General features: G+C 34.1%; 12 protein-coding genes and 1 pseudogene. 4 read left to right on the forward strand and 9 right to left on the reverse strand.

Annotation, left to right across the window (positions count from 1 at the left end):
- Positions 1-14: 14 nt before the first annotated feature.
- The 9 genes and pseudogenes from EGH73_RS01845 to EGH73_RS01885 all read right to left on the reverse strand — a co-directional run bounded on the left by EGH73_RS01845 (position 15) and on the right by EGH73_RS01885 (position 8,620).
- Complete coding sequence (locus EGH73_RS01845; protein ID WP_311316265.1) at positions 15-257, reverse strand: four helix bundle protein; 243 nt, start codon at positions 255-257, stop codon at positions 15-17.
- A 149-nt stretch (positions 258-406) separates the two neighbouring features.
- Entirely contained in the window at positions 407-1,582 is a 1,176-nt protein-coding gene (locus EGH73_RS01850; RefSeq protein WP_394338730.1) for an acetyl-CoA C-acyltransferase, read from the reverse strand.
- 27 nt (positions 1,583-1,609) lie between these two features.
- Positions 1,610-3,982 (reverse strand): 3-hydroxyacyl-CoA dehydrogenase/enoyl-CoA hydratase family protein, encoded by a 2,373-nt coding sequence (locus EGH73_RS01855; protein WP_123280413.1) that lies wholly within the window; start codon positions 3,980-3,982, stop codon positions 1,610-1,612.
- 162 nt (positions 3,983-4,144) lie between these two features.
- Complete coding sequence (locus tag EGH73_RS01860; RefSeq protein ID WP_123280414.1) at positions 4,145-4,597, reverse strand: MarR family winged helix-turn-helix transcriptional regulator; 453 nt, start codon at positions 4,595-4,597, stop codon at positions 4,145-4,147.
- A gap of 144 nt (positions 4,598-4,741) precedes the next feature.
- A complete protein-coding gene (locus tag EGH73_RS01865; protein WP_123280415.1) occupies positions 4,742-5,683 on the reverse strand; it encodes an ABC transporter ATP-binding protein in 942 nt (313 codons plus the stop codon).
- A gap of 106 nt (positions 5,684-5,789) precedes the next feature.
- Positions 5,790-6,170: pseudogene (locus EGH73_RS01870) on the reverse strand (GxxExxY protein).
- A gap of 179 nt (positions 6,171-6,349) precedes the next feature.
- Complete coding sequence (locus EGH73_RS01875) at positions 6,350-7,315, reverse strand: FecCD family ABC transporter permease (protein WP_123280416.1); 966 nt, start codon at positions 7,313-7,315, stop codon at positions 6,350-6,352.
- Between the two features lie 13 nt (positions 7,316-7,328).
- The gene (locus tag EGH73_RS01880) at positions 7,329-7,892 is read right to left on the reverse strand and encodes a TlpA family protein disulfide reductase (protein ID WP_089769125.1); all 564 of its coding nucleotides are present in this window, start codon (positions 7,890-7,892) and stop codon (positions 7,329-7,331) included.
- 140 nt (positions 7,893-8,032) lie between these two features.
- Positions 8,033-8,620: a zeta toxin family protein gene (locus EGH73_RS01885; protein ID WP_123280417.1), complete on the reverse strand. Its 588-nt coding sequence runs from the start codon at positions 8,618-8,620 to the stop codon at positions 8,033-8,035.
- 56 nt (positions 8,621-8,676) lie between these two features.
- Here EGH73_RS01885 and EGH73_RS01890 point away from each other — a divergent pair, with 56 nt between their 5' ends.
- From EGH73_RS01890 to EGH73_RS01905, 4 genes are all read left to right on the forward strand, one after another.
- Positions 8,677-9,804, forward strand: coding sequence for a 2Fe-2S iron-sulfur cluster-binding protein (locus EGH73_RS01890; protein ID WP_123280418.1), 1,128 nt, complete (start codon positions 8,677-8,679; stop codon positions 9,802-9,804).
- 2 nt (positions 9,805-9,806) lie between these two features.
- Positions 9,807-10,430, forward strand: a complete 624-nt coding sequence (locus tag EGH73_RS01895; protein WP_089769131.1) for a SanA/YdcF family protein — start codon at positions 9,807-9,809, stop codon at positions 10,428-10,430.
- A gap of 89 nt (positions 10,431-10,519) precedes the next feature.
- Positions 10,520-11,137 (forward strand): uridine kinase, encoded by a 618-nt coding sequence (gene udk, locus EGH73_RS01900; protein ID WP_123280451.1) that lies wholly within the window; start codon positions 10,520-10,522, stop codon positions 11,135-11,137.
- 2 nt (positions 11,138-11,139) lie between these two features.
- A complete protein-coding gene (locus EGH73_RS01905) occupies positions 11,140-11,490 on the forward strand; it encodes an FtsB family cell division protein (RefSeq protein ID WP_123280419.1) in 351 nt (116 codons plus the stop codon).
- The last annotated feature ends 5 nt before the right edge of the window (positions 11,491-11,495 follow it).

Consider the following 11,495-nt stretch of genomic DNA (forward strand, 5'->3'; position numbering starts at 1 on the left):
TGTAAGATTCGCTGTTATAAATTTTCAGATGAAGTTTTGATGATTTTAGTTAGAATATTAATGATGCTTTCAATTTCTTTTAAATAAGAATCAATATCAATCTGTACAAGATTTGAAGATTCATAAAGCTTCAACCAATATTTTGTTTCTCTCGCTTCCTTATTTGCAATAGAAAGTTTTGAGATAAAATCTTTCTTTGATTGTGCTGCAATTGCTTTTTCTACATTTGCACCAATCGAAGTTCCGCAACGAAGAATCTGCTTTTAAAGAATGTATTCATTCTGAGATTTACAAATCGTATAAAATTTAATTATACTCAATGCAAATTCAAATGTTTTATTCTGAATCAAATTATCTTCTTTGAAGCTCATTTCATCTAGAATTTATAATTTTAAATCTATAATTATTAAAGTAGTTCAAACACACTCGCAGCGCCTTGACCTGTTCCAACGCACATTGTCACAACGCCATATTTGCTGTTTCTGCGTTTCATCTCATCAAGCAGTTGAACAGTTAATTTTGTTCCTGTACAGCCAAGTGGGTGACCAAGTGCGATTGCGCCTCCATTTACGTTGACGATGTCAGGATTGATGTTCAATTCTCTTAAGATTGCAACAGACTGAGAAGCAAAAGCTTCATTCAATTCAAATAAATCGATATCCGATTGTTTAAGACCAGCTTGTTCCAAAGCTTTTGGAATGGCATACATTGGTCCGATTCCCATAATTCTTGGCGGAACTCCGACAGTTGAATAGGAGAGAAGTCTCGCCACTGGTGTTAAGTTTAATTCTTTGACCATTCTTTCAGACATTACCATTGTGAAAGCCGCACCGTCAGAAGTTTGAGATGAATTACCTGCCGTTACAGAACCATTCGCTGCGAAAACAGGACGAAGTTTTGCCAAGGCCTCGATTGAAGTATCAGCTCTCGGACCTTCATCTTGCTTGAATGCGTATTCTTTGGTCTGAATCTTTTCCTTTTCATCAAGGAAATTATATTTCACATCAATCGGAACAATCTGATTATCAAATTTTCCTTCCTGTATCGCTTTTATCGCTTTCTGGTGAGAGTTATAAGCAAATTGATCCTGCTCTTCGCGACTTACTTTGAACTCGTTGGCAACCGCTTCTGCTGTTAATCCCATTCCCCAATAATAATCGGGATTTGATTTTGCTAAATCGGTATCCGGAATTGGTTTGTAACCACCCATCGGGATATAAGACATACTTTCTGCACCACCAGCGATGATGCATTCTGCCATTCCAGCTTTGATTTTTGCAGAGGCAATCGCAATCGATTCTGAACCTGATGCACAGTATCTGTTTACTGTTACGCCAGGAACTTTGTCGGTGTCTAATCCCATTAATGAAATCAGTCTTGCGACATTCAGTCCTTGTTCTGCTTCCGGCATTGCACAACCGACAATTAAGTCATCGATGCGAGCTGGGTCAAGATTTGGAACATCTTTCATCAGACGTTCTATTACAGTTGCCGCCATATCATCCGGACGTGTAAAACGCAAAGAACCTTTCGGCGCTTTACCAACTGCTGTTCTGTATCCTGTTACTATATATGCTTCCATATTTGTTTTAATTTTAATAATGACAGATTAATTTCTTACCGGTTTCCCTGTTTTTAACATTCCACCAATTCTTTCAAGTGTTTTTCTTTCTCCACAAAGTGACAAGAATGCTTCTCTTTCCAAATCCAATAAGTATTGTTCAGAAACTTCTGTCTGTTCAGAAAGATTACCACCTGTCATTACATAACCGATTTTATTCGCAATTTTTCTATCGTGTTCTGATGCGTAACCACCTGCAACCATTTGGTCTGTTCCAACGTAGAACATTCCCATTGCTTCGTTTCCAAGAACTTTAACTTTCTCAGGAACTGGTGGCGTATATCCTAATTCATCCAAAACAATTGCCTGACGTTTTGCTTCTGCAATTTGTCTGTCTTTGTTCACAACGATGATATCTTTATCAGTCAAAATTCCCATTGCTTTGGCTTCGTGAGCAGAAGTTGCCACTTTTGCAGTCGCAATATTCATAAAGTAATTTCTCAAATGATTGGTTTTAACATCATCAGGAAGCGTTCCTTTAAGCGCTCTCAAAGCAAATTCCTTAGTTCCACCACCTCCTGGAATCAAACCAACTCCAACTTCAACAAGTCCTATGTAAGTTTCTGCTGCTGCAACGATTTTATCCGCGTGCATAGAGAATTCGCAGCCACCGCCAAGCGTCATTCCGAACGGAGCAGCGATTACTGGAATTGATGAATATCTTAACTTCATAGAAGTCTGCTGGAACATTGCAATCGCCATATTCAGTTCGTACCAATCCTGTTCAACCGCCATCATCATTACCATTGCGAGATTTGCTCCAACAGAGAAATTCTCAGCCTGATTTCCTACAACCAAACCTCTGTAATCTTTCTCAGCAATGTCGATGGATTTATTAAGACCTTCTAAAACGCCTCCACCAAGAGAATTCATTTTTGAACGGAATTCGAAGTTCAAAATACCGTCGCCAAGGTCAATTAAAGCAGATTCAGAATTAGACCAAACCGTTTTTTCTTTTCTAATATTATTTAGAATAATGAAAGAATCCTGACCTGGAATTGGCTCGTAAGTTTTAGTATTCTGATTGTAGAATAATTGTTTACCGTTTTCCAACTTGTAGAATGATTCGTTTCCAGAAGCCACCATTTCCTTAACCCAATCGGCCACTTTGTAACCTTCACTTTCAACCAAGTCAATTCCTTTTTGGATTCCTACAAAATCCCAGTTTTCGAATGGTCCATATTTCCAGGCATAACCAGTCTTCATAGCATCATCGATAGAGTAGAACACATCCGTAATTTCCGGAACTCTTTGAGAAACATAAGCGAACAATGAAGCAAAATGTTTTCTAATCAATTCTCCGGCTTTGGATTGGTCTTTCAATAAAATCGGTAAACGGTTTTTCAAACTTCCGGCTTCTTTTGCTGAAGCAACGATAGGAAGTTTCGGTTGCTTTGTTGGTTCGTAGCCCAGCGTTTCATAATTAAGAACGAAACGATTCACATTTCCACCAGCATCTTTTTCTTTATAATAAAATCCTTTTTTAGCTTTATCGCCAAGGAATTTATTTTCAATAAGGAAATTCAAAGTTTTGGAATCTTTAAGAGCCTGAACCATTTCATCGTCTTTAAGATTGGCTTGAAGTCCTTTGGTTACATTGAAAGCGGTGTCCAATCCAACCAAATCTCCCAATTTGAAAGTTCCTGTTTTTGGACGATTCAGTAAATCTCCAGTCAAAGAATCCGCTTCTTCAATTGTTAAACCGATTTCTTCCGTTAATTCCATAATCTTCGCCATGGAATAAACACCAATTCTGTTTCCGATAAATCCTGGAGTATCTTTACAAAGAACGGTGGTTTTCCCCAAGAATTTTTCGCCGTAAGACATAAAGAAATCAATCACAGATTGATCCGTTTTCGGACCAGGAATCACTTCAAATAATTTCAAATATCTCGGTGGATTAAAAAAGTGTGTTCCACAGAAATGTTTCTGGAAGTCTTCTGACCTTCCTTCTGACATCAAATGAATCGGAATTCCGGATGTGTTTGATGTTACCAAAGTTCCCGGTTTGCGAAGTTTGTCCACTTTTTCAAACATCGATTGTTTGATGTCCAATCTTTCGACAATCACTTCAATAACCCAATCCGAATTTTTGATTTTATCCAAATCATCTTCGAAATTTCCAACTGTAATTCTGGAAGCGAAAGATTTGTCGTAGATTGGTGAAGGATTACTTTTCAAAGCGTTGTTAAGATGACCTTGTGCAACGCTGTTTCTTGTTTTTTTGTCGGCGTTTTCCGAATCTTTCGGAGGCATATCCAACATCAAAACCTGAATGCCGTTTCCTGCCAAATGGCAGGCGATGCCGGAACCCATAACGCCGGAACCAAGCACTGTAACGTGTTTAATTTTTCTGTTCATTATTAGATAATATTTTTATGATTTCATTTAAGCTAAATTTTATCGCAAAGGCGCAGATTTTTTATTTTACTTCTTTTTCAAGACGCTATAAAATCGAAGATTTTATTTTTTGCGACTTTTAAATATTGTGAGAAATTTCTTTCGCGACTTTGCGATAATGTTTTATTTTTTATGATTTAGTTCATTCGCGATTTTTAAGATGTCTGTCATTACTTCTTTGAAAACTTCAAATTTATCTGGAGCAATTCTTTCAACCACTTTTTTATTGAAATTAACTACAACTTCTTTTGAAAGATTTCTGGAATTGACGCCTTTTTCCGTCAGTTTGATAATGACTTCTCGTTTATCTGTCGTAGTTTTTTCTTTGTAGATATAACCGTTGTCTTCGAGAAGTTTGATGATTCTCGTCAAAGAAGTAGGCTCAATCGCCATTTTGGGACCAAGATTCGTACTTCTTGTTCCTTCTTTTGGGTCAATTTTAAGTAACGTCAATGCTTGAACTGCAGTTGAATTATACAGGGAAGCCTGATCCGAATACATTTTCGAGACCGCTAACCAAGCCGACTTTAACATTAAGTCAACACTTTCGACTTTTTCTGAATTTTTCTTTTCCATAACTAGCATATTGAAGTGCTTTTTACAAATATAAAAAAAATACTATGCATGCATAGTATTTTGATATTAAGTTGTTTAAATTGTTGATTTACAGTTGATTAATTATTATGCGAATCTTATTAAATAAAATTGATGAAAATCTATTTAGTTAGAATTGCTTGTTTTAATCAATGTTTGCAGAGACTGTTTAATTTCAGATAAATTATGACAATTATCATAAAAATCCTCCGAATTTAGTTCCCAAAAATCATTTTTAAATATCAATTTGATTTTTCGCAAATCTTGAGAGAAGTTTTTTTGGAGATAAGAAAACATCATTTCTTTTTCCAATTTCGGTGCATCAATTTCTGGAGCGTGAAATGTTTGATTAAATTCTAAAATCTTTGGTGTAATTAATTCTGGATTGTTGAGAATAACTTCTTCGGAAATTCCGCTGATGAGTTTTTTATCTTTAATCCACCAAATTTTATCGGAAAATTCCTTTGCTAATCGCCAATCGTGAGATGAGAAAAGAATGAGTTTGTTTTCAGATTTTGCAAGATTTCTGAGAAGTGAAAGAATCATTAGTTTGTTTTCTTCATCCAGATGCGTGGTTGGTTCATCCAGAATAATAAATGGAGAATTCTGCGCCAAAGATCTTCCTATAAAAGCTTTTTGAAGATTCCCGTCTGATAATTCAGTTAGTTTTTTGTTTTGATATTCTGATAAGTTGAGTTTGTTAATGATTTCTGAAATTTCCTGTTTATCAGTTTTATTTAATTTAAAATAATAAGGGTAATGAATGTATTTACCGAGCGAAATTAAATCTGTAACGGTGTAATTATCTGGAATTTCAGCTTTAGAAAAAACAATAGCAATTTGAGAAGCTATTTCGTTTGAATTCAATTTTTGAATTGATTTTCCATTGATAGAAATTTCGCCTTTCAAAAGCTTATTTTGTCCAAGAATAGATTTGATTAATGTTGTTTTTCCAATACCATTATTTCCCATCAAAAGACAAACTTCGCCTAATTCCAAAGACGAATCAATCTCCGAAACCAATGGGTTTGAATAACCGATTGTTGTTTGTTTTATTTCTAAAAACATATTTTTTGTTTACACAAGGGCACGATGAAAATTTTATTTTGGTTATGTTTTTAAGGCACAAGGTTTGAAAATCTTCGATTTTTTACTGAACTAGTTCTTGTTTTTTCTAAAAATAACCATTTATGACTCTTGTTACTCCAGATTTAAAAGTTTCTTCATTGAAATTGATGAGAAGTCCCAACTTGCAATTTGTCATTTTTAAATAAGTTAATAATTGTGCTTTATGAGATGGATTTATAAACTCAACAGCTTTGATTTCTTATATTAATTTATCTTCAATTATGATGTCAATCCGAAATGCATTATTTATTTTCAATTCTTCATAGACAATTGGAAGAACTATTTGTTTTTCAACTTTTAAATTATGTTTTTGTAGCTCGTAAAACAAACATTCTTCATAAACTGTTTCGAATAATCCAGGTCGTAATTTTTTATGAATCTTGAGTCCAAGATCAAACACAATTTTTGATAATTCATTTTCTGTCATTTGTATTTTTTATCGAAGATAAAATAAAATGGCATATTTAACACAAAGGCACTAAGTTTTCTTTTTATTCGGGTGTTTTAGGGGACAAGGATTAACTTCGTTAAAAAAATGAAAATCTTCGATTTTCTAGTGCCTTAAAATATTTTCAATTAATTCAAAAAAATCTTAGTGTTCTTGTGTTAAACCTTCCTCATTAACATCAACAATATCACAGGAATCCCAAAAAACGTTGTAATAATATTAATAGGAAATTGGCTCAACTCAGAAATAATCGAAAAAATTTGCATTATAAACACACCCAAAATCATATTCAGAACCCATTGATGCCAAAGTTGCGCTGGATTCCAAATCATTCTGCAAAAATGGGGAACTACAACGCCAATAAATAAAATCGGTCCTAAAAAAGCCGTAACCGAAGCTGAAAGTAGGGAAGAAGCTACAATGATACTGATTTTCAGTTTGGATTGACTAATTCCAAAACTCTGTGCGTAAGCTACTCCAAGAGCATTTCCTATTAATGGTTTTATCGATTTGAAAGTGAAAATCAAACCAATAGTAATTAAAACTGTAAGAATCAAAATCTGAATTAAACTCGCTTGATTATTCGCTCCAAAAGTCCATAAAATATAATTTTTCAGACTTTGACTTTCCACATAAAACTGAAGAAAAGAAACCACAGCGCCAGCCAAAGCCGAAATCAAAAATCCGAAAATAATAATGAAACTCTTATCCCGAAATCGATTCGAAAATAAGAGCAAAATCATCATCAGAATAATGCTTCCCATGATGGATGCAAAACTGATAAAACTGTTCTGTAAAAAATCAGGAATGACAATATTTTGCGAAAAGAAAATATAAAATGCCACAAACAAACTAGAAACCGAAGTGATTCCCAAAACATCTGGACCAGCCAAAGGGTTTTTGAAATATTCCTGCAAAAGAAACCCACTAGTTGGAATGGCAATTCCCGCCAATAGCATTGCTAAAGCCCGATTAATCCTGAAACCGGCAATTTGAAAATTCTCAGATTCTGAATTGAAAAAATCAGAAAAATTCAGTTTTGCAAAACCTATATTGAGATTGATGAAAAACGCAATAATCGCAAAAAGGATTATTAAAATAACCAAAACAGGAAAACGTTTCATCAAAAGTATGGTCTTATTTTAAGAATTTTTCGATTTTCTCATTAAGAGCTTCTTCCGTCATAGACCCTATGGTTTCATCCGATTCATTTCCTTTGGTCATCAAGGTAAACGGAATAGATTCACCGCCCCAAGTTTTGAAATTTTGTTTGAAAAAAGAAGTGTTCAACAGATTTCCGTCCAATAAAACGATATGATTTCTAAGTTCGTACTCATCTGCAAAATCGCTCACTTTGCTTGCCCAATCTGTTTTGTTATCGAGACTTACAAAAGTGAATTTCACAGGTTTTCCTGCCAATTCGTCCATCTTCTTTCTAAAATGCGGAATCTCCTGCATACACGGTCCACACCAAGTCGCGAAGAAGTTGGTCACATAAAGCGTGTCAGAATGATTGGACTTCAAAACTTCTGAGATTTTTTCAGGAGAAAGTTCTGTAAGTTCAGCAACATCTGCTTCCGATTTTGTTGGTTCAACTTTTATTGAGTCTTCTTTTGCTTCAGTTTCAGCAACTTTTTCATCGTTCTTTTTACAAGCTAAAAGGCTGATTGATAAAACAGAATATATCAGGAATTTTCTCATTGAATTAATTTTATGGTTTGATTTTAACAATCTTATTTTCTTTAATTATAACAATTTCGCTATTGTTTTTCCTCTTGAATTCCAGCATTTTTTCATAGGCTTTTTCAAGACCTTTCAAGATTTTTTCGCGTCTTTCTATTTTATTTTCTGTTGTCATAATAGTTTTTTAATTCGTTAAATTTTTCTTGATTGTAAATATTGATTTCGGTCTCCGAATTTTTTTCAGCAATGAGAATATGCTTGCCTTCAGAATTATCAAAAATCAAAGTCTGATTTACAATTGGAAGATATATGTTGAATAAATTGAGAATTCCGTTGTAATATCTTCTTCTAATAATATTTTCAGGAATATGATGTCCACCTTCTTTGACTCTTATTTTTACGCGTTCAATCGCCAATTCAGGATTTTTTAACCAAAAGAAAAGAAGTGTTGTATTGTAACCTTGTTCTTTTGCTTTCAGAATTTTTTGTTTATAAGTTTTGGTTGCTAAGGTTGTTTCAAATGCAAAATTTTCGTTTTGTGAAAATAACTCATCAATACGATTAAGCATAATTCTTCCAGACTCAAATGCCACTTTTTCTGGCTGAAAAGGTGAGAGCCCTTTTGCAATTTCATCTGCATTTACAAATTCTTTACAATCCAATATTTCGGGCAGAATTGTAAAAGATGCAGTGGTTTTTCCAGCACCATTACAACCAGCAATGATGTAAAGATTTTGTTCTTTCAATATTTTAATTTTAGATTTTTTCTTTTCTCAAATTTCATTAAATTTGATTCTTGATAATGGAGAATCAATTAACAATCGCAAATCAACCTCAGTTTCACAGGTTAAAAATAGCTAAAAAACGACAATTGACCAAAAATGCTTTTGCATTGGAATTGGCGATTCCCGAGGAGTTGAAATCCAACTATAAGTTCCAAGCAGGTCAATATGTGACGCTGAAATATCATTTTAATGAAAAGGAAATTCAGAATGATTATTCTTTTACATCAGCTCCTTTTGAAAACAAAATTGAATTAGTCATCAAAATCAATGGCGACGAAAGTTCAACTAATTTCTTATTCAAAAATTATCAGATTGGTGATGAAATCTCTGTGAGTGAACCTCTCGGACGTTTTTTCATTCCTTCAAGACCAAACGAAAAACGGACAATTCTGGCTTTTGCTTCCGGAATTGGAATCACACCGATTTTTAGTCATATTAAGAACATTCTTCACGAAGAACAATTCACAAGAATTTTTCTTTTTTATGGAAACAAAAGTTATGAAGATATTGTTCTAAAGCAGGAATTGGAAGATTTGCAGAAAGAAAATGTTGGCAGATTTGAAGTGTTTTATTTCTTGTCTCAGGAAAAAGTAAAAGACCAATTATTCCAAGGACGATTGGATGAAAAAAAGATTTCTCTCATTATTAATCAAATTCTACATCTGGATGAAGATGATGAAGAATCCACCATTTGGGACAGTACGGATAAAGTGCTGATATGCGGTCCTGGTGAAATGATAAAATCTGTTGCCAATGCTTGTTACAACCACGGAATTCCGAAAAAAAATATTCATTTTGAGTTGTTTGAAGCTTTCAATGATGATATCTATCCAACCGAAAAAGAGTTTCCTCTAATTGAGAATGTCAATGTTAAAATCAAATTCAATCACATCGAAAAAGATGGAATTGTTCTGAAGAATAACGAGCGAAAAATTTTGCAACAACTTTTGGATTTAGGTTATAAACTTCCTTATTCCTGCAAATCTGGCATCTGTGGAAGCTGTCTTTGTTATTTGAAAAATGGAGAAGTGGATATGACAGAAGATGAATATTTGACAGAAAATGAAAAAAGCCAGGGGAAAATTTTGCCTTGTGTTTCCATTGCAATGAGCAAAGATGTATCTTTAGATTTTGATTTGTATTAATAATGATTCGGGCAATAACTAACTTTTTCAGAATAATTTTCGGGCTTTTGGAACTCGGGGTTTTGCTGTTGATTTTAGCCAACGTTTGGGTGGTAGCCCTAACAAGTGGGAGAACTTATAATAAAATCAGTAAAGTCCCTTCAAGAGATTGTGCGCTGGTTTTGGGAACTTCTCCCAAGATGCGTTCCGGTGTTGCCAACCCATATTTTACGGCAAGGATGGATGCTGTAGGAACACTTTATCATCATGGAAAAGTCAAAAAAATTATTGTGAGTGGCGAAAAAAGCGAAAATTATGATGAGCCTGCCGCAATGAAACGTTTTTTGGTTTACACAGAAGGCGTTCCGGAAAATATTATTATTGAAGACCCCAAAGGATTCAATACCCATAAAAGTATTTTGCGTTGTAAAAATGTTTATGGTGAAAAAAATGTGATTATCGTTTCACAAGGTTTTCATAATCTTCGTGCTTTGTTCTTTGCCAGAAATAATGGGATGAATGCGTTGGGTTACGATGCTCAGGATGTAAGTAAAAATGAAAGTTTCTACCGCAATCACACCCGTGAATTCTTTGCCAGGGTTTTGGCCGTTTTTTATTACGTTTTGGGAATTTCGCCGGAAGAATAGATGTGATAATTAGTTTTGGACGATTTTTCAAAATTGATTTTTATTTGAATCCGAAAAAAAATTATACTATTTTTGTAAAAAATGTAGAAATGCTCGTGATTGGTATAGCCGGAGGAACAGGTTCCGGAAAAACAACTGTTGTTAATAAAATTCTTCAACAACTTAACTTAGAAGGCGTTAACGTGCTTTCGCAAGATAATTATTACCACGACAATCCTAATTTGACTTTGTCAGAAAGAGAAGTTCTTAATTACGATCACCCAAAATCAATCGATTTTGACTTGATGTTGCAACACGTTAAAGCCCTTAAAAATCATCAGAGTATAGAACAGCCGATATATTCTTTCGTAACGCATTCCAGAACTGGCGACCATATTACTGTGGAACCAAGAAATGTGTTGATTGTAGAAGGAATTTTGGTTTTAACAAGCAAAGAATTACTGAAAGAGTTTGATCTAAAAGTTTTTGTACACGCAGATTCTGACGAGAGATTAATCCGTAGAATTCGAAGAGATACGCAGGAGAGAGGTAGAGATTTGCAAGAAGTTTTGCATAGATACCAAACGACTTTGAAGCCGATGCATCAGGAATTTATCGAACCTTCCAAAAATGAAGCAGATCTTATTGTTCCGAATATGAGACAAAATTCTGTAGCTATCGATTTCTTAACGACTGTAATTAATAATTCGCTTAAAAAAGTTCATTAACTATGAAAGAACTAATCAAGGATATCAAAAAAAAATCGCCAACACTCAAGTTCTTTAAAACTTATGTTTTCAATAAGTATGTTTTAACGCTTACAGGATTTTTGGTGTGGATGATATTTTTTGACAGTACATCTTTTTTAGTTATAAATGAACTAAACGGCGAAATCACACGTTACGAAAATCAACTTAATTTTTATAAGACTGAGTACGAAAAGAATGACAGATTCTTTCGCAAGCTTATGAACAACAAACAAGAGAAAGAGAAATATGCACGTGAAAATTACTTTATGAAAAAACCGAACGAAGAGATTTTCATATTGGTAGTTGACAGTTCTAAAATTGCAAAAAAATAAACAAA

The sequence above is a fragment of the Epilithonimonas hominis genome, from assembly GCF_003730015.1.
Taxonomy (GTDB): Bacteria; Bacteroidota; Bacteroidia; order Flavobacteriales; family Weeksellaceae; genus Epilithonimonas; species Epilithonimonas hominis.